Annotated in this window: 16 protein-coding genes and 2 tRNA genes; 6 read left to right on the forward strand and 12 right to left on the reverse strand. The window is 36.0% G+C overall.

Features of this window, described 5'->3' with window-relative positions; translation table 11 throughout:
- Positions 1 to 3: 3 nt before the first annotated feature.
- From ABZ559_RS00105 to ABZ559_RS00135, 7 genes are read right to left on the reverse strand one after another with little or no spacing between them, the layout of a single operon-like run.
- Positions 4 to 801: an energy-coupling factor transporter transmembrane protein EcfT gene (locus tag ABZ559_RS00105; RefSeq protein WP_367006723.1), complete on the reverse strand. Its 798-nt coding sequence runs from the start codon at positions 799 to 801 to the stop codon at positions 4 to 6.
- Entirely contained in the window at positions 794 to 1636 is an 843-nt protein-coding gene (locus ABZ559_RS00110; protein ID WP_367006726.1) for an energy-coupling factor transporter ATPase, read from the reverse strand. The genes ABZ559_RS00105 and ABZ559_RS00110 overlap by 8 nt, the downstream gene beginning before the upstream one ends.
- A complete protein-coding gene (locus tag ABZ559_RS00115) occupies positions 1612 to 2451 on the reverse strand; it encodes an energy-coupling factor ABC transporter ATP-binding protein (protein WP_367006727.1) in 840 nt (279 codons plus the stop codon). Before ABZ559_RS00115 ends, ABZ559_RS00110 begins: the two co-directional genes overlap by 25 nt.
- Positions 2451 to 3005 carry a CDP-diacylglycerol--glycerol-3-phosphate 3-phosphatidyltransferase gene (pgsA, locus tag ABZ559_RS00120; protein WP_273413229.1) on the reverse strand — a complete coding sequence of 185 codons (555 nt, stop codon included), beginning with the start codon at positions 3003 to 3005 and terminating at the stop codon, positions 2451 to 2453. Before pgsA ends, ABZ559_RS00115 begins: the two co-directional genes overlap by 1 nt.
- A 9-nt stretch (positions 3006 to 3014) precedes the next feature.
- Positions 3015 to 3935 carry a RodZ domain-containing protein gene (locus ABZ559_RS00125; RefSeq protein ID WP_367006729.1) on the reverse strand — a complete coding sequence of 307 codons (921 nt, stop codon included), beginning with the start codon at positions 3933 to 3935 and terminating at the stop codon, positions 3015 to 3017.
- A 58-nt stretch (positions 3936 to 3993) separates the two neighbouring features.
- Positions 3994 to 5277, reverse strand: a complete 1284-nt coding sequence (locus tag ABZ559_RS00130) for a pitrilysin family protein (protein ID WP_367006732.1) — start codon at positions 5275 to 5277, stop codon at positions 3994 to 3996.
- A 3-nt stretch (positions 5278 to 5280) separates the two neighbouring features.
- On the reverse strand, positions 5281 to 6525 hold the full coding sequence (locus ABZ559_RS00135; protein WP_367006734.1) for a pitrilysin family protein: 1245 nt from the start codon (positions 6523 to 6525) through the stop codon (positions 5281 to 5283).
- Positions 6526 to 6609: 84 nt separating this feature from the next.
- Between ABZ559_RS00135 and yaaA the strand changes: the two genes are divergently transcribed.
- Positions 6610 to 7002, forward strand: a complete 393-nt coding sequence (yaaA, locus tag ABZ559_RS00140) for a S4 domain-containing protein YaaA (protein WP_367007665.1) — start codon at positions 6610 to 6612, stop codon at positions 7000 to 7002.
- Positions 7003 to 7004: 2 nt separating this feature from the next.
- The gene (gene recF, locus ABZ559_RS00145; protein ID WP_367006736.1) at positions 7005 to 8117 is read left to right on the forward strand and encodes a DNA replication/repair protein RecF; all 1113 of its coding nucleotides are present in this window, start codon (positions 7005 to 7007) and stop codon (positions 8115 to 8117) included.
- Positions 8118 to 8285: 168 nt separating this feature from the next.
- Here recF and guaB read toward each other — a convergent pair whose 3' ends face one another.
- The 3 genes from guaB to ABZ559_RS00160 all read right to left on the reverse strand — a co-directional run bounded on the left by guaB (position 8286) and on the right by ABZ559_RS00160 (position 11604).
- Positions 8286 to 9767, reverse strand: a complete 1482-nt coding sequence (gene guaB, locus ABZ559_RS00150) for an IMP dehydrogenase (RefSeq protein ID WP_018375168.1) — start codon at positions 9765 to 9767, stop codon at positions 8286 to 8288.
- A gap of 242 nt (positions 9768 to 10009) precedes the next feature.
- On the reverse strand, positions 10010 to 11032 hold the full coding sequence (trpS, locus tag ABZ559_RS00155) for a tryptophan--tRNA ligase (protein ID WP_321058477.1): 1023 nt from the start codon (positions 11030 to 11032) through the stop codon (positions 10010 to 10012).
- Positions 11029 to 11604: a GNAT family N-acetyltransferase gene (locus tag ABZ559_RS00160; RefSeq protein ID WP_367006738.1), complete on the reverse strand. Its 576-nt coding sequence runs from the start codon at positions 11602 to 11604 to the stop codon at positions 11029 to 11031. The genes trpS and ABZ559_RS00160 overlap by 4 nt, the downstream gene beginning before the upstream one ends.
- Before the next feature lie 396 nt (positions 11605 to 12000).
- Here ABZ559_RS00160 and ABZ559_RS00165 point away from each other — a divergent pair, with 396 nt between their 5' ends.
- From ABZ559_RS00165 to ABZ559_RS00175, 3 genes are all read left to right on the forward strand, one after another.
- The gene (locus ABZ559_RS00165; RefSeq protein WP_018375171.1) at positions 12001 to 12873 is read left to right on the forward strand and encodes a YitT family protein; all 873 of its coding nucleotides are present in this window, start codon (positions 12001 to 12003) and stop codon (positions 12871 to 12873) included.
- A 78-nt stretch (positions 12874 to 12951) separates the two neighbouring features.
- Positions 12952 to 14571 (forward strand): ATP-binding cassette domain-containing protein, encoded by a 1620-nt coding sequence (locus ABZ559_RS00170; RefSeq protein ID WP_273413208.1) that lies wholly within the window; start codon positions 12952 to 12954, stop codon positions 14569 to 14571.
- A 48-nt stretch (positions 14572 to 14619) separates the two neighbouring features.
- A complete protein-coding gene (locus tag ABZ559_RS00175; RefSeq protein WP_367006740.1) occupies positions 14620 to 17202 on the forward strand; it encodes a YfhO family protein in 2583 nt (860 codons plus the stop codon).
- A 152-nt stretch (positions 17203 to 17354) separates the two neighbouring features.
- Here ABZ559_RS00175 and ABZ559_RS00180 read toward each other — a convergent pair.
- Both ABZ559_RS00180 and ABZ559_RS00185 read right to left on the reverse strand, forming a co-directional pair.
- Positions 17355 to 17428: transfer RNA gene (locus ABZ559_RS00180), tRNA-Asn, on the reverse strand.
- Positions 17429 to 17458: 30 nt separating this feature from the next.
- Positions 17459 to 17530 (reverse strand) — tRNA-Glu (locus tag ABZ559_RS00185).
- A 504-nt stretch (positions 17531 to 18034) separates the two neighbouring features.
- On the opposite strand from ABZ559_RS00185, the gene rpmF reads away from it, so the two are divergent.
- A complete protein-coding gene (gene rpmF / locus ABZ559_RS00190; RefSeq protein WP_018164771.1) occupies positions 18035 to 18214 on the forward strand; it encodes a 50S ribosomal protein L32 in 180 nt (59 codons plus the stop codon).
- Positions 18215 to 18220 lie beyond the last annotated feature (6 nt).

Genomic DNA, 18220 nt, shown 5'->3' on the forward strand with positions numbered 1-18220 from the left:
GTTTTAAGCATTCTTTAAGAAAAAAAGAAAGATTCCTAGACTAATAATGACTAAAATAGTCAGACTGTCTTTAGTAGTCCATTTTAATAGTCGATATTTTGTTCGACCATCCCCTCCTTGATAACCACGAGCCTCCATGGCAATTGCTAAGGCATCGGCTCGTTTGAAACTAGATCCAAATAAAGGGATGAGAATTGGAATGATAGATTTTACCTTTTGAATTAAATTTCCTTCTCCAAAGTCAACTCCACGCGCTCGCTGAGCATTCATAATACGGGTAGTGTCATCCATCAATGTTGGGACAAAACGAAGACTGAGAGAGAGCATCAGGCCAATTTCATGCGCTGGAACTTTTAGTCTTTCCAGAGGCTTTAAAAGGGATTCTACAGCATCAGCTAAGCTTAGGGGAGTTGTTGTTAAAGTTAGTAGGGTAGAAAACAATATAATCAGTAAGAAGCGCGTAAAAATCAAGGCAGCTTGGCTAAGACCATAGCTTGTAATTTTGATGATCCAAAGACTGAGAAAAACCTCCCCTCCTTGTGTAAAGAGCATTTGAAAAATTGTTGTAAAAAGAATAATTCCCACCATGGGTTTAATACCATTGAAGAAGAAACTTAATTTAACTTGTGATAAGAAGATAACAACAAGTGTGAAGGTTAACATAATAAGATTGGTAATGAAATTGTTAGCCCAAAAAACAATGATAATGTACAAAATCATTGCAATAAGCTTGCTGCGAGGATCCAATCTATGAATGAGCGAGTTTCCAGGAATATAGCGTCCCAGTATGAGTTTATCCATGCTTCAAGGCCTCCGAAAATTCTTCAATAGTAATAGGCAGAGGATTAATATCTAGGCCACGTTTAACAAGATTATGGGCAAATTTTGTAATTTTTGGCACTCCGAGTTGTTTGCTTTCTAGAAAGTCAACTTGTTGAAAAATGTCAGCTGGCTTTCCGGACATAACAAGTTTTCCAGCTTCCAGAACATTGACTGCATCAGCATAGTTAGCAACATCATCCATTAAGTGCGTTACTAGAACAATTGTCATGCCTTCTTGATGCAAAGTTTTAAAGAGTGTCATGAGTTCACGGCGTCCTTTAGGATCCAATCCTGCAGTGGGTTCATCTAAGACCAAAATATTTGGTTCCATGGCAAGGATACCTGCAATAGCTACACGGCGCATCTGACCACCAGAGAGTTCAAAAGGATTTTTATGGAACAAGTCCTCTGTAATACCTACCAAAGCTAATTTTTGACGAGCTAAATTTTCTGCATCACTCTTGCTCACACCAAAATTTTGCGGACCGAAGGCAACGTCTTTTAAAACTGTTTCCTCAAAAAGCTGGCTTTCAGGAAATTGAAAAACGAGTCCAACTTTTTGACGGACAGATTTGATGTCTTTATTTTTTGAGACTGATGTTATGGCAATATCATCAACAAATACTGTTCCTTTTGTTGGTACATTGAGACCATTTAAAAGTTGCATGATGGTTGATTTTCCAGAACCTGTGTGACCAATGAAGGCAGTGTAGGAGCCGTCTGTTATTGCCAAATTGATATCAAAAAGAGCACGTCCTTCAAACGGCGTCCCTTCTTGATAAGTATAGTCTACGTTTTGGAGAGTAATTCCCATAACTGTTCTTCCAATTCCTTTTCTGTGAGATAATCGTCTTTTATTTGTATTCCTTGAGTCCTTAGTTCTTCAATGAGATTAGCAGTAAATGGGATATCCAGACCGAGCGTCAGTAAATCTTTGCCACGAGCAAATAATTTTCGCGGTGTTGAACTTGATTCCACTCTCCCCTCCTTCATTACTAAGACACGGTCACTTAGTGCAATCTCGTCCAAATCATGTGTAATTGAAATGACTGTTATTCCGTATTGCTCTCGTATATTTTTCATGGTCTTAATAAGATCAAGTCTGCCTTCAGGGTCTAACATGCTGGTTGACTCATCTAAGATGATAATACGAGGACGCAGGGCAACAGCTCCAGCGATGGCTACGCGCTGTTTTTGGCCTCCAGATAAACGTGCTGGTTCTCGATTCGCAAATTTTGACATCCCAACAAGATCAAGGGCATCTTTGACTCGCTTGCGCATCTCTTCTAAAGGTAGTCCTTTATTTTCAAGCCCAAAAGCAACATCGTCTTCAACCGTGGCACCAACAAACTGATTGTCAGGGTTTTGAAAAACCATACCAATCTTGTGGCGAATATCCCAGACATTTTCTTCTGTTAACTCTTGGCCTTCAATAAAAATCTGACCAGATTCAGCTTTTAAAAGCCCATCTATTAGGCGTACAGTGGTTGATTTTCCAGAACCATTATGCCCAATAATAGACAGCCACTCACCTTGTTTCACGTGAAACGAAACACCATTAAGCGTGTAACCTTCTTGTTCTTTGTTATATTTGAATTTTAGATCTTTAATATCAATACTATTTGCCATTATTTGAAGGTATCCTTAAAGAGAAATCCTGCTCCTTTGAAATAATCATATCCAGAATAGATTGTAAAAATTAAGGCTACATAGAGCAAGAGAGTTCCAAAACTTGTCCAATGGAACAGCAAAAAGATAATGGAAAACATTTGTGTAAATGTTTTGATTTTTCCAGGCATAGCTGCAGCCAAGACGGTACCGCCGTTTTCAACTAAAAGGAGACGAAGTCCTGTTACTGCTAGTTCACGGCAGATAATAATAGCTGAAATCCAAGCAGGTACCATTCCCAACTCAACCAACATGATAAAAGCAGTCATTACTAACATTTTGTCGGCTAGAGGATCTGCAAATTTACCAAAATTTGTCACTACTTTCCATTTACGGGCTAGATAGCCATCTAAGTAATCCGTAATACTAGCAATGGCAAAGATAATAGCAGCAAAAATGTGGCCAGCCTGACTTTTCCAAAAACAAAGAATCAGAATGAATAAAGGAATCATAATAATTCTAGCCAGTGTAAGTAAATTTGGAATATTTTCTTTTTTCTTAAAATCAATCATCATAATTATCTCCTACTTGATATTAAGCGTTATGTAGCTGACAGAAGTTGATGCCAAATTTGATAAATCAACAACTTGACCATTGATTGTGACAGTGACACCAGCAGTTACTCCCAAAGTTATTACGGATGAAGTTGTTCCTGAGAGAAGTTTAGTTGTTAAGCTGTTATCATTTGAGGTCAACAAGGTCCCCCCATCGCCAGCTTCTGAATTTGTCACTGATACCCAGCTACTTTCAGCTCCAGCAAGGCTAATTGAAATCTCAACGTCATTATTAGCATTTTCCACGTTGACTGATAGACTATCTCCACTACCCGTTGTAGTAAGTGTTGTTTGATTTTCGCTGCTTGAAGTAGGTGTTTCAGAAGTACTTGATGATTCTTCTGAAACTTGACTAGATGTACTGCTTACAACAGAGTAATCTGAAGTTTTTGTCTGGTTACTTTGCTTGGTCTGTTGCCAGACAGTATAAAAAACAAAAGATAAGATAGCTAATGTTGCAAAGCAAAGGGAAATAATAGGAAGATAAGATGGTTTAGATTCTTTTGTGCGATATCGGCTACTTCGAGTTGAAGTTATCGGAGAAGGACTTGGAGATATTTCCAAAGTCTTTATTGATTCATCTTTTTCCGGTGTTTCAAACTCATGCGTTTTTGGTAAAATTACAGTGTCAATCTTCTCTTCTTGTGTATTTAGTTTTTCTTCTGGTCCTTGCTGTGAGGTCATTAAATCGGCAAGATTTAGCCCAACAGCAGCAGTATAGTCTTTCAAATAAGGATCCAATTTTTCCTGTGGAAGAATATTAAATTGATCTAATTCCATAGCAAGTAAGTAGTGTTGTGGAATTTTTGTTTGTTTCTCAATATCTTCTAAACTTAATTTTTTCTGGACCCGTGCCTCCCTCAGGAGATCACCCATATTTATTTCACTCATGACTCTTCCTTTTTTATATAATCAACTCCATTATAACAAAAATGTGGGAATTTTTCGATTATTTTGGAACAATTGTAAAATCAGTAACTTCAGCTGCGTCAAAAAAAGCATTCCCGATTTCTATTACCTCAGTAAAGGTTAGCTGTCTTAAAATATCAGGAATATCAAAATAAGATTCCTTTTCAGTTAAATAAGACATAAATTGATTAGCAAGATGTTCTGTACTGTCTAAACTTTTAATGAAATCACCGTACATTTCTTTTTTTATAAGCTGAAGATGTTCTTCAGAAATATCTTCGATTTTGTTGCGTCTTTTTATTAGTTGTCGGATTTTATTTGATAATGCAATTGGTTCAAAAGTATCTGAACTTAAAATAATAAATTGAAAATCTGAATTCACTTCGATTTCAATATCAAAAGAATCATCAATTTGGCCAGCATCATACCAATCTTGGTAGCTATTTGAAGTCCAGCCAAGCAGCATGGCAAGCAGTAAACGAAGTGCAATTTTTTGCTTTAAAAGTGATTGCTTAGTTTTAAAATGTCTACCACGGTAAGCAACTGCTAATTTTGGTAAAGCGACATCCATTTGGACAGTTCTCGTTTTAATGACAGGGTTATGGACAATCTGATTTCTAATAGGAAGTTGGAAATTAGGAAATGACAGTTTTTCTTGATCTTTAATGATTTTTTGAATAATCTCATCTTTATTGATGTCACCAACAATTAGAAGTGTCATATTTTTGGGGTGATAAAAGAAATGGTGATTCTCCTTTAAATCTCTTAGCGTAATACGATTAACACTATCTTTATTTCCGGCAATATCTTTGGCGAGAACAGTTTCTGGATATAGATTTTCAAGAATTCCCTGATAGAGCTGATATTCGGGATCGTCTTGATACAGATCAATTTCTTGCCTAATAATATCTTTTTCTTTTTCAACCGAGTCATAGGTAAAATGTGGTGATGCCACAAATGTCTGTAGTAAACTAAGAGCCTCATCAAAATCACTTGTTGATGAAAAGAAATAAGCTGTACGATCAAAGCTAGTAAAGGCATTCAGATCTGCCCCAAGATTTGTGAATTGGATGGCAGCATCTTTATTATTTTCCATTTCAAAAACTTTGTGTTCTAAAAAGTGAGCAACACCCTCAGGATAAGAAAATATTTCCCCTGTCTTTGTTGTAAATGAGTTGTCAAGGGAACCGAAACCAACTGTCAACATACAGACAGTTTCTCTAAAATTTTGCTTCGGAACGAGGATAATTTTGAATCCATTTTCTAGAGTTATAGAGAAAAAATGCTCTTCTATTGTACTGAAGTTGTCTTCTGTCAGTCTCATCACTTACTCTCCTTCTAAGAAATAAAAAACCTGCAATTTAATTTTACCAGCTACTCTTATAATATCCTCTTTACTAACTTGGTTAATATGATTTACCCAGTTGTCAATATCAGGGTTTTCTTTTAAGTACTTACTGTTATAAACTTTTTCAATAGTAGCTTTGGGAGAATCCAATATTGCTTGCCTATTTGTAATCAGCATTTTCTTTGTTTGCTTAACGAGTGTACTTGAAAATCGTCCCAATTTAATATCTGATAATTGCTTATTGATGAGTTTTAAAGTTTTATCTCGATTCTTTTTGTCAATACCAGCGTAAACATTGAGTAAACCCGTTAAACTATTGATTTGACTGTTAATCGTGTAAGCTAAGCCCTCTTTTTCCCTGATTTCAGTAAATAGTTTTGAATGAGGAAAGTTACCAAATAAACCATTAAAGACAAGAAGTGCAAAATAATCTTCATCATGATAAGAAATTGGGTTGTGGTAAGCCAACTGAAGGACTGACTGATTGACTGAACGTTTTTCAATAACTTCAGTGATGATATTCTTGTAGTCTTGTTGGTAAATAAAATTCAATGGTTTCAAGCGGTTCTCAAAAGGAAATTGATGAATCAGACGAACAACTTTATAATCATCAAAATCACCAAGAACAAAAATATCAATCTGATCTTGGCTTAACATGTGTTGAAATTCCTGATAAGCAGTATAGGAATTCTCAGCTTGAACTAAATCAACTTGTCCATATTTCGAAACCTGTAAACTTGGATTGTCAAAAAATAATGTTTTAAGGGCTAGGTGGCTACTGTAAAAACTATCTTCTTTATCAACTTCAAGATAATTGATCAGATTTTTTTTCTCAAGATCAAAGATCTTATGTTGGTATTGAGCGGTGGCTGCAAGTGGTGAAAATAAACATTCTTTTAGAAATATAAGAATGTTTTGAAGTATCTCTTCTCCATTAAAAGTAAGTTCATCACGAATAAAACTAATGTCAATATCAACAATATGAACAAGCCCTTTGGTTGACACTTTAGTTGACAAATTTGCTCCGTAAAGTGCAGCGAGTCTTTGGCGAAACAGCCTTGCGGTAGGATAACTAGCATTTACAGTTGCAAGCATTTGGGCAGCTAGAACTCGTTTGGCAATTGTTCTTTTTGTTAAATCACCTGAAAAGCGGAAAGTAATGTGGTTGGTTTTAAATTGTTTCGTTTTTATTAAATGAAGGTTGACACCTTGAGCAATTTTCATGATTTTTCCTTTATTAAAGACTTAATTCTCTAATTATACCACGAATATGGTATAATTACTTGAAACAAAAAACGGAGAGATATGATGGAATTTAAACTGTTTGATGATTACATTACCTTGCAGGCTCTTTTAAAGGAACAAGGAATTATTCAAAGTGGTGGAGCAATTAAGAGTTTTTTATTAGAGACCATAGTTCTCTTTAACGGAGAAGTTGAGACTCGTCGTGGAAAGAAGATTCGTATTGGAGATGTTATTACATTACCCGAACACAATATTGACATCAGGATTATGGAGCCTACTGAATCAGAAAAGTTAGAGCATTCAGAAAAACTAGCTGAAAAAGAACGCATTGCTAAAATTGTTAAGCAGATGAATCATGAGAATAAGAAGAAACAAAAAGCGAAGCGCCCCAAAATTCCGTTGTCAAAACAGAAAAACAAAACTAAATGTAAGCCTGTTCGCTTTCCAGGAATCTAAGCATGTGGATTAAGGAAATAAGATTAAACAATTATCGAAACTATAAGAATATTTCAGCAACTTTTTCTCCAGGATTAAATATCTTTATTGGAAAAAATGCTCAAGGGAAGACCAATTTTTTAGAGTCTATCTATTTTTTATCGCTAACAAGAAGTCATAGAACACGTTCGGATAGAGATTTAATTCATTTTTCTGAAAATAATCTCACAATTTCTGGAAAGTTGTCACGGGCAAGTGGAAATGTTGATCTCAGCATTTCTTTATCAGAAAAAGGGCGTGTTACTGAAATAAACCATCTGAAACAGGCAAAACTATCGGATTATATTGGTACTATGACGGTTGTTCTTTTTGCACCCGAAGATTTACAATTGATAAAAGGAGCTCCGAGTTTACGTCGTAAATTTCTTGATATTGACTTGGGACAGATTAAACCTCTTTATTTATCTGATTTATCTAATTATAATCATGTATTAAAGCAGCGTAATACTTATCTTAAAACAGCCGAGAAGGTTGACAGTGATTTTCTAGCGGTACTAGATGACCAATTATCAGATTATGGTAGCCGTGTCATGGAACATCGTTTAGATTTTATTATTCAGTTGGAAAAAGAAGCAGATAAGCACCATGCTAGTATTTCTAATGGGTCAGAGCACTTGACAATAAAATACCTCTCTTCAGTGACTTTCTTAGACCGGCAAGATATTCGGAAGGAATTTTTACAACAATTAAGAAGAAACCATCGACGTGATATTCTTAAGAAGAATACAGGAGTAGGTCCTCATAGAGATGATTTAGAATTTTTCATCAATAATGTGAATGCTGATTTTGGTAGTCAAGGACAACATCGTAGTCTTATCCTATCTTTGAAATTAGCTGAAATAGAACTCATTAAATCAGTTACAGGAGACTACCCAATTTTGCTACTTGATGATGTCATGAGTGAATTAGATAATTACAGGCAAACAAAGCTTTTGGAGGGAATTAAGGAGCATGTTCAAACCTTTATTACGACCACAAGTTTAGACCATTTATCACAATTACCAGATAATCTTAAGATTTTTGTGATAGAGCAAGGAGATATTCTTACAGATGAAAGAACAACCTCCAACGATTGATTTCTTCCCATTATCATATCTGTAGCTCATCTTTAAGATAATGAAATAAAAGATTGGCATAAAGGTGCTGATCTTTTGTTTTGTCAACGGACAATTACAACGATGACAATATAAGTTTACAGTTGTGTAAACAAAAAAACTGAGGGGACTGCCTCAGCTTTTTTATAATTAGTGAACAGAGTAATTTGGAGCTTCATTTGTGATTTGAACATCATGTGGATGGCTCTCTTTTAATCCAGCACCAGACATTTCAACAAATTGTGCATTATCACGAAGTTCTTCGAGTGTTCCAGCACCACAATATCCCATACCTGAACGGATTCCACCAATCATTTGGAAGACGATATCTGCGGCAGATCCTTTATAAGCGACACGCCCTTCAATTCCTTCTGGGACAAGCTTGTTGGCTTCATTGACAGATCCTTGGAAGTAACGATCACTTGATCCCTTCTTCATAGCCGCAATTGATCCCATACCACGATAGGATTTGTATTTACGCCCTTGGAAAATTTCAGTCTCACCGGGAGCTTCATCAGTACCTGCAAACATGGAGCCAAGCATAACAGCATTACCTCCAGCAGCAAGAGCTTTGACAATATCACCTGAATACTTGATTCCACCATCAGCGATGATTGTTTTACCATATTCACGAGCAACTCCAGCAGCATCATAAATGGCAGTAACTTGTGGAACACCTACCCCTGCAACAACACGTGTCGTACAGATTGAACCAGGTCCGATACCAACTTTAACAACATCCACCCCAGCTTCATAAAGAGCACGAGCTCCCTCAGCAGTAGCAATATTTCCAGCAATCAAAGTTTTATCTGGGAAGGTAGCGCGGATTTCAGCGATTTTACGAAGAACTCCAGCTGAGTGACCGTGTGCTGTATCAATAACGATAGCATCAGCCCCAGCATCAAAGAGAGCTTTAGCACGTTCAAAGGTATCAGAAGTAACACCAACAGCCCCGGCTACTAGTAAACGACCAAATTCATCTTTAGCTGCGTTAGGGAATTCAATCACTTTTTCAATATCTTTGATAGTGATTAGACCAGACAAACGTCCGTTTTCATCAACTAACGGTAATTTTTCAATACGATGTTCATGTAGGATGCGTTCAGCGGTTTCGAGATCTGTTCCGACAGGAGCAGTAACCAATTCTTCGCTAGTCATGTGATCAGCAATTGGAGTATGGTAATCACTGATAAAACGCATATCACGGTTGGTAATAATACCAACAAGTTTACGATTTTCAAGTGTTTCAACAATTGGGACACCGCTAATACGGTAACGTTGCATGAGTTCTTCAGCCTCAGAAACAGATTGTTCAGGTGTCAAGAAGAACGGATCAATAATAACTCCGTTTTCCGAACGTTTTACCTTGCGAATTTCTTCAGCCTGTTCAAGAATAGACATGTTTTTATGAACAACTCCCAGTCCTCCAGCACGTGCAATGGCGATAGCCATCTTGCTATCAGTAACGGTATCCATGGCAGCTGTTATAATCGGAATGTTTAATGTCAAATTTTTAGCGAGTTTTGTCTGCATGTTGACTTCGTTAGGAAGTACATGACTTTCGGCTGGAATAAGTAGTACATCGTCAAAAGTGTAACCTTTTTTCAAAAATTTAGTGTCCCAATTTGACATTAGTTAGTCCTCTTTTCTATTGTTTTGATGGGATAAAACACCCAGTCTATTTTTATTGTTACTATAATATCACGCTAAAATCATTTGTCAACTCCCTATACATTATTTTTTAGCGCTAACACCTTTATTAGAGAGAGACGTTCGTGTTTTTCTATTAATAAGATATAAAAATTGATTTTTCAGAAAATTCATTCGCTTTTTGAAAAAAACTAGAATGTGGCATAACATTCTAGTTTTGAATTTTAGAAATAGTTAATTCCCATAGCTGCTTTCACTTCTGAGAGCGTTTGGGCTGCAACTGATTGAGCGTGTTTACTACCTTTTTTCAGCATGTTGAAAACTTCTCCCATGTCTTTAGCGTACTCTAAACGACGCTCGCGGATTGGTGCCAATTCACGTTCAAGAATATCAAGGAGATAACGTTTAGTTTTGACATCTCCCAGACCTCCCCGCTGATAGTGTTCTTTCATCTCAGCAATAGTAGTTGCATCTTCCTCGCGACCAAAGATATCAAGGTAGTGGAAGACCATATTTCCTTCAAGTTGTCCTGGATCTTCAACACGAATGTGGTTTGGGTCAGTGTACATGCTCATAACTTTTTTACGGACTGTATCTGCGTCATCTGATAGGAAAATACCATTGCCAAGCGATTTAGACATTTTAGCATTACCATCAAGCCCAGGTAAGCGTCCAGCAGCTTCATTTTCAGGATAAATTCCTTCAGGTTCGACCAAGACGTTGCATTTATATGTATGATTGAAACTACGTGCGATTTCACGTGTTTGCTCAATCATAGGTTTTTGATCGTTTCCAACTGGTACAAAATTAGCCTTGAAGGCTGTAATGTCTGCCGCTTGAGAAATTGGATAAACTAGGAAGCCTGTTGGAATAGATTCACCAAACCCTTTTTGAGCAATTTCTGTCTTGACAGTGGGATTACGTTCAAGGCGAGCAAGTGAAACAAGATTCATATAATACATGGTCAATTCCGCTAATTCAGGAATTTGGCTTTGGATAAAAATGGTAGATTTAGTAGGATCAAGGCCCACAGATAAATAATCCAAGGCAACATTTCCAATAGATTCCTTAATGATTTCAGATTCCTTGGCATGATCAGTCAAAGCCTGCTGATCTGCTAGGAAAACGAACATGTCGTATTTACCCTCGTTTTGTAAAATGACACGATTTTTGAGGCTGCCTACATAGTGTCCCAAGTGCAGTTTTCCTGTTGGACGATCTCCTGTTAAGATAATTGGTTTAGTCATTTGTTTTTCTCCTTAAAATAATGTTCTTTAGTAATGGCGTAGCGTTTGACTGATATGAAAAGATTAGGATTCTTCCAATCTTTTTTGGAATAAGGTTCTTCAGCAATTAAAGTCATGCCCGATTTTTGCATGACCCGACCAGAAGCTAGATTTTCTTTGACATGCTCAGCAATGAGACAATTCATTTCTAAACGTTCAAAGAAAATTTTGATAATTGCTACCAAGACTTCCGATGCATAACCTCGATTCCAATATTTTTTATTCAGAGTATAGCCAACCGTAGCAGTCCCAAGTTCTTCGTTGATATTCATCAAATCAATCGTTCCGATAAATTCATTTGACGATGTTAGTTCAATTCCCCAACGCCCAAGTGGTGAAGCTAGGTAGATGGATGCGATGATATTCTCTGTTTCCTCCAATGAGCGATTAGGAGGAAATGTCCAGCGGATGTTTTCTTCGTCAGAGGCATAGGAATACATAGCCTGAGCATCTGTCAGAGTCACTGGACGAAGTAGTAATCGTTTTGTTTGAATGATACGATGCTTGTCTAATTTTTGATAGATATTTTTCATGTCTATTTCCTATTGATAAAAATAAAAAAGTCCCCACGTAGTAGATTTACGTGAGGGCGTAATGTCAATAATACGCGGTACCACCTCAGTTGACAGGCGTGTTTACACGGGGTTTACACTTTTGTCATCTTTAAGGCACGATAAGGGGTGCTAAACCTGAAACTTATGTGTTTGTTTCACGTGGAACATCAGCCCATTTCATAAAAAGATGCCTCTAGCTCACAGCAACCGCTAGTTTTCTGAACACATCTTGAAATTACTCTTTCTGAATATGGCTTCATTTTATGATAAATTTTCATCTTTGTCAAGTTTCTTTGAAAGCACTAACAAATAACTTGACGAAATCGCCTTACTTTGCCATAATAAATCTTGTTTTTATAAGAAATGAGGGGGAAAATGAAAAAGAGAGTTATTGATTTTAGTCTGGTAACGCTAGGCTCTTTTGTTGCCGCTGTTGGCTTTAATAGCATGTTTTTAGCGAATAATATTGCTTCTGGTGGTGTTGTAGGGCTGGCTGTCAGTTTGCAAAAATTATTAGGATGGAATCCTGGTAATTTTGTCATGTTTACTAATGTTCCCTTACTTTTGTTGTGTTTTCTATTTTTGGGAAGAGAAAGCTTCTTAAAGACCATTTACGGTTCGTGGATCTATTCGTTTTTTGTGAAGTTTACAGAAGATTTACCGACTATTACTAATAATGCTTTATTAGCGGCCATTTTTGGTGGTGTAGTTGTTGGCTTGGGTTTGGGATTGGTTTTCTGGGGAAACTCTTCTACGGGAGGAACCGGAATTATCACTCAAATTCTACATAAATACACACCACTACCCCTTGCTGTGGCGATGGCCGTTGTTGATGGTTTTAGTGTTGCTATGGGACTTGTTGCCTTTGATATAGACACTGTCATGTATTCAATTCTTGCTCTTTTTGTCATTAGCTATGTTGTTAATAGTATGCAAACTGGTTTATCATCTTCACGGAATGTTATGATTATTTCCAAAGCTACTGAGGAGATAAAAAAATATATTGCTAATCAGGCTGACCGCGGTATGACAGAAATTCCAGTAAAAGGAGGCTTTACAGGCAAAAGTCATACGATGTTAATGACGACGGTTTCTATTCAAGAAGTTCCCAGACTTGAAAGGCATATTTTAAAAATTGATGAAACTGCTTTTATTGTTGTTATGCCAGCAACGCACGTTATGGGTAGAGGATTTAGTTTAACGAAGCGTTATCAATTAGATGAAAAAGATATTTTGTTACCTATGTAAAATAAGCCTCCTTTATGTTGAAAAAAGGGGGCTTTTCATGTAAAATGAAGCATAGATAAATAAGGTGAGGTATTAGAATTGCTTACAGTTTCAGATGTGTCACTGCGTTTCAGTGATAGAAAATTATTTGATGATGTTAATATTAAGTTTACAGCAGGGAACACTTATGGGTTAATTGGTGCCAATGGTGCAGGTAAATCAACTTTTCTTAAAATATTAGCAGGGGACATTGAACCATCAACAGGTCACATTTCACTCGGTCCAGACGAGCGCCTATCTGTCCTTCGTCAAAATCATTTTGACTATGAAGAAGAAAGAGCCATCGATGTTGTTATTATGGGAAATGAGCGTCTTTATAATATCATGAAAGAAAAAGATGCTATTTATATGAAAGCTGATTTTTCAGACGAAGATGGTGTGCGTGCTGCAGAATTGGAGGGAGAATTTGCAGAGCTAGGTGGCTGGGAAGCTGAAAGCGAGGCTTCACAACTACTCCAAAATTTGAATATTCCAGAAGAGCTTCACTATCAAAATATGAGTGAATTGGCCAACGGTGATAAGGTAAAGGTTCTTCTTGCTAAAGCGCTTTTTGGTAAACCTGATGTTCTTCTTCTTGATGAGCCGACCAATGGTTTGGATATTCAGTCTATTTCTTGGTTAGAAGATTTCTTGATTGATTTCGAGAATACTGTAATTGTTGTGTCCCACGACCGTCATTTTTTAAATAAAGTGTGCACTCATATGGCTGACCTTGATTTTGGTAAAATTAAACTCTATGTTGGTAACTATGATTTCTGGAAGCAGTCTTCAGAATTAGCTGCACGTCTGCAAGCCGATCGTAATGCCAAGGCAGAGGAAAAAATCAAAGAATTACAGGATTTTATTGCTCGCTTTTCTGCGAATGCTTCTAAATCTAAGCAAGCAACCTCTCGTAAGAAAATGCTTGATAAAATTGAATTGGAAGAGATTGTTCCTTCTAGTCGTAAATACCCATTTATTAACTTTAAAGCAGAGCGTGAGATGGGAAATGACTTTGTAACAGTTGAAAATCTTTCGGTGAAAATTGATGGTGAAACCGTTATTGACAATATTAGTTTCATTTTACGTCCAGGTGATAAGACTGCAATCATCGGACAAAACGATATTCAGACGACGGCACTTATGCGGGCGTTGATGGATGATATTGATTATGAAGGTACTATCAAATGGGGTGTGACAACTAGTCGTTCTTACTTACCCAAGGATAACACAAAAGACTTCGCTTCTGGAGAATCTATTTTAGAGTGGCTTCGCCAGTTTGCTGAGAAAGGTGAAGATGATGACACATTTCTTCGTGGTTTCTTAGGGCGTATGCTCTTTTCAGGAGATGAAGTTAACAAGTCTGTCAACGTTTTATCAGGTGGTGAGAAAGTGCGCGTGATGCTCTCAAAACTTATGCTCCTAAAATCAAATGTTCTGATTTTGGATGATCCAACCAACCACTTGGATTTGGAATCTATTTCAAGTTTGAATGATGGCATCAAAGATTTTAAGGAATCTGTTATTTTTGCCAGCCATGATCATGAGTTTATTCAAACAATTGCAAATCACATTGTTGTCATTTCGAAAAATGGTGTGATTGATCGAATTGACGAAACCTATGATGAATTTCTTGAAAATGAGGAAGTGCAATCTAAAGTTAAAGAACTTTGGAAATAAAATAAAGGCGTTAGCGCCTTTTATTTTTACAGTAACGAGGAGACTACAATGACTACTTTATTAAAAAAATATCAAACGATTATAGTGTTTTTGCTAAGCTTTATGGTACCTGTGGTCATCCTTTTTTTGGTATTTCTATCGCAGAATATCTATTGGAATAGTGAACGGACGATTTTAGCCAGCGATGGTTTTCATCAGTATGTTATTTTTGCGCAGAACCTCCGAAATATTTTGCATGGTTCAGATAGTATTTTTTACACCTTTACAAGTGGGCTAGGGTTGAATTTCTATGCTTTAATTAGCTATTATCTCGGAAGTTTTTTGTCACCATTAGTTTACTTCTTTGATTTAAAAAGTATGCCAGACGCCATTTACATCTTTACGTTAATCAAGGTTGGGTTGATAGGGTTGTCAACTTATTATAGTCTTAGTAAAATGTATTCGAAAATCATCAAGCCATTCATATTAGTTTTATCAACGTCCTATGCGTTAATGAGTTTTACAATAAGCCAAATTGAAATTAATATGTGGTTAGATGTGTTTGTTTTAATTCCTCTGATATTATTGGGATTGAATCGTTTACTAAATCAGCAAAAAATTGTCCTTTACTACATCTGCCTAACTTTGCTTTTTATCCAAAACTATTATTTTGGATTTATGGCTACCATCTTTTTGACACTATATTTTTTAGTACAATTACAAGTGGACTGGTCATGGAAAGTAATTTTTCGGAAAACAATTAACTTTACAATTGTGTCAATATTATCAGGTTTATCAAGTAGTATTATGCTACTACCGACCTTTTTAGACTTATCTACACATGGTGAAGAATTAACTAAGATAACAAAAATCTTTACAGAAGATAGCTGGTACCTAGATTTCTTTGCTAAAAATTTCATAGGAGCCTATGATACAACAAAATTTGGTGCAATTCCTATGATTTCAGTAGGGATTTTACCTCTTATTTTAGCTTTAGTATTTTTTATATTAAAGACAGTAAGGTGGCAGGTGCGCTTGGCTTATGGTGTTTTGATCGCTTTTATTCTGTCAAGCTTTTATTTACAACCTTTGGATCTGTTGTGGCAAGGAATGCATGCCCCAAATATGTTTTTACATCGCTATGCTTGGGTGTTATCAACAATTATAATTTTATTAGCAGCAGAAACTTTGACGCAATTGGATAATATTAAGTTGACACAGGTCTTTTATCCTTTAGGACTTCTGGGACTAGGTTATCTGCTGACTTTTATCTTCAGAAAGCAATATGATTTTTTAACAGATGCACAGTTTATATTGACAGCGATTTTTTTGATTGCTTATCTTATTTTATTGGTAAGTTACTGCAAACATCAGTTGCCTAAAATAATTTTTGTAAGCTTTACACTTATCTTTACAATATTTGAGGTTTCATTAAATACCTATTATCAAATTAGTGCTTTAGGTTCAGAATGGGTATTTCCAACCAGAGAAGGATATGAGAGAAATTTATCGGATATTGACAGTCTTGTCAAATATACGCAAGAGAGTAATACGACTTTTTATCGTATGGAACGTGTATTGGCACAAACAGGAAATGATAGCATGAAATACAACTATAATGGCATTTCCCAATTTTCTTCCATTAGAAATACAACTTCAAGTAGCGTCTTAGATCGACTAGGGTTTAAATCTTCGGGTACAAATCTTAATCTTCGTTATCAAAATAATACAATTCTAATGGATAGTTTATTTGGAATTAAGTATAATCTGTCAGAGACCCCTATTAATAAATTTGGTTTTGATTTACAGAAGACGGTAGGAGCAACTTCCTTGTACCAGAACCAATATTCAGCTCAGATGGCTTTATTGACAAATGACGTTTACAGCGATGTCAATTTTACAGTTAATACTCTTGATAATCAAACAAATTTTATCAATAAAATAACGGGTTTATCGGAACACTATTTTTATCGTCTGAATTCTCAAATTGTAACTGGAGGTAGTTCACTCAATGGTAGAGTTACAACTAATAATCAAAACACTGGGGACGCTAACATAACGTATAGAGTTAACATTCCCAGAGATACTCAACTTTATGTCAGTATGCCGAACATAATATTCACAAATGATAATAGGGAAGATGTCCAAATTACAGTATCTGGAAGAACATCACTTTATACAACAGATAATGCCTACAGCTTCTTTGATATAGGCTATTTTAAGGCTGGACAGACAATTGATATAACTTTTGTTTTTCCAGAGAATAGTCAGGTATCTTTTAATAGTCCGAATTTTTATGAACTAAATATTGAGAGCTTTCAAAAAGCTACAGAAGCTCTCTCTAGTCAAAACGTTAGCGTTAAAACGCAAGGGAATAAAGTAATCACCAAATATTCAGCTACAAAAGACAGCTCTATACTATTCACTCTACCTTACGATAAAGGTTGGCACGCGAGCCAAAGTGGAAAGAAAATAAAAATTTCCAGAGCACAAGGTGGTTTTATGAAGGTTGATGTGCAAAAAGGCAAGGGAGAAGTTACTCTGAGTTTTGTTCCAAATGGTTTAAAAGAAGGAACAATCCTGTCAATTATAGGCCTCATAAGTTTTGTATTATACTCAAGAACTATGAAAAGAAAAGTTATTCGAATTTGAATGATTCTACGTTGAGAAAAAAATTTAATGGAAATACAAGGCTCCCCTTCTTATCAATGAGAAAGGGGAGTCTTGTATTTCCATTATTAACGGTGATGTATATTTTAGGAAAAAATAAAAATCCTAAGAAAACTTAGGATAGTGTCTTATCACTCCGGCAGCAAGACTCGAACTTGCGACATCATGATTAACAGTCATGCGCTACTACCAACTGAGCTATGCCGGATAAAGAAAAAAACTGCTAGGCAGTAATTTATAGTCCGTACGGGATTCGAACCCGTGTTACCGCCGTGAAAAGGCGGTGTCTTAACCCCTTGACCAACGGACCATATTCACTAACAGAACAAAGACTATTCTACCTAAAAATAACACTACTGTCAATACTTTTTTAAAAAATTTTTTCTAGAAATTTAACGGATTTACTTGTCAGTTCAAGTGTCAAATTTTACATTAACTATAGAACTTATATATGTACGTTAAATTTTCAGACTAAGTTCTGTTATTGTCGCAAAAGAAGGTATTCTTAGTGGTTTCGTGGGAGATTTATTGTCAAAAAGTCTGGAAAAGGTAAATTTATAGAAAGAAATGATACATGTGTACGATTTGAGAGTGTTCAATCATTATTTTTCATAGTTTGGTTAAATATCCCAGTAGTAAATTTCTTACTTGTCCATCTCGGAATAATTTTTAGTTTTAGATGCAGCCTAGAACTTACTTTGAGAATTTAGCATTTCTAATTTTTTTGTCAAGTAACTTTACTTTACAAAAAAGATTTGCTATACTATTAAAGTTGGCGAAAGCCGAAACATACATTTGAAAGGAAATAAAGAAAATGGCAGTACCTGCACGTCACACTTCAAAAGCGAAGAAAAACAAACGTCGTACACACTACAAATTGACTGCTCCATCAGTACAATTTGACGAAACTACTGGAGATTACTCACGTTCACACCGTGTATCACTTAAAGGATACTACAAAGGACGTAAAATCGCTAAAGCTGAAGCTAAATAATTAGAA

This window comes from Streptococcus sp. ZY19097 (assembly GCF_040731245.1).
Lineage (GTDB): Bacteria > Bacillota > Bacilli > Lactobacillales > Streptococcaceae > Streptococcus > Streptococcus orisratti.

Excerpts from the sequence above, each read along its gene's own strand:
- ABZ559_RS00105 (WP_367006723.1), bottom strand. The coding sequence starts at position 801 with ATGGATAAACTCATACTGGGACGCTATATTCCTGGAAACTCGCTCATT.
- ABZ559_RS00110 (WP_367006726.1), bottom strand. The coding sequence starts at position 1,636 with ATGGGAATTACTCTCCAAAACGTAGACTATACTTATCAAGAAGGGACG.
- ABZ559_RS00115 (WP_367006727.1), bottom strand. The coding sequence starts at position 2,451 with ATGGCAAATAGTATTGATATTAAAGATCTAAAATTCAAATATAACAAA.
- pgsA (WP_273413229.1), bottom strand. The coding sequence starts at position 3,005 with ATGATGATTGATTTTAAGAAAAAAGAAAATATTCCAAATTTACTTACA.
- ABZ559_RS00125 (WP_367006729.1), bottom strand. The coding sequence starts at position 3,935 with ATGAGTGAAATAAATATGGGTGATCTCCTGAGGGAGGCACGGGTCCAG.
- ABZ559_RS00130 (WP_367006732.1), bottom strand. The coding sequence starts at position 5,277 with ATGAGACTGACAGAAGACAACTTCAGTACAATAGAAGAGCATTTTTTC.
- ABZ559_RS00135 (WP_367006734.1), bottom strand. The coding sequence starts at position 6,525 with ATGAAAATTGCTCAAGGTGTCAACCTTCATTTAATAAAAACGAAACAA.
- yaaA (WP_367007665.1), top strand. The coding sequence starts at position 6,610 with ATGGAATTTAAACTGTTTGATGATTACATTACCTTGCAGGCTCTTTTA.
- recF (WP_367006736.1), top strand. The coding sequence starts at position 7,005 with ATGTGGATTAAGGAAATAAGATTAAACAATTATCGAAACTATAAGAAT.
- guaB (WP_018375168.1), bottom strand. The coding sequence starts at position 9,767 with ATGTCAAATTGGGACACTAAATTTTTGAAAAAAGGTTACACTTTTGAC.
- trpS (WP_321058477.1), bottom strand. The coding sequence starts at position 11,032 with ATGACTAAACCAATTATCTTAACAGGAGATCGTCCAACAGGAAAACTG.
- ABZ559_RS00160 (WP_367006738.1), bottom strand. The coding sequence starts at position 11,604 with ATGAAAAATATCTATCAAAAATTAGACAAGCATCGTATCATTCAAACA.
- ABZ559_RS00165 (WP_018375171.1), top strand. The coding sequence starts at position 12,001 with ATGAAAAAGAGAGTTATTGATTTTAGTCTGGTAACGCTAGGCTCTTTT.
- ABZ559_RS00175 (WP_367006740.1), top strand. The coding sequence starts at position 14,620 with ATGACTACTTTATTAAAAAAATATCAAACGATTATAGTGTTTTTGCTA.
- rpmF (WP_018164771.1), top strand. The coding sequence starts at position 18,035 with ATGGCAGTACCTGCACGTCACACTTCAAAAGCGAAGAAAAACAAACGT.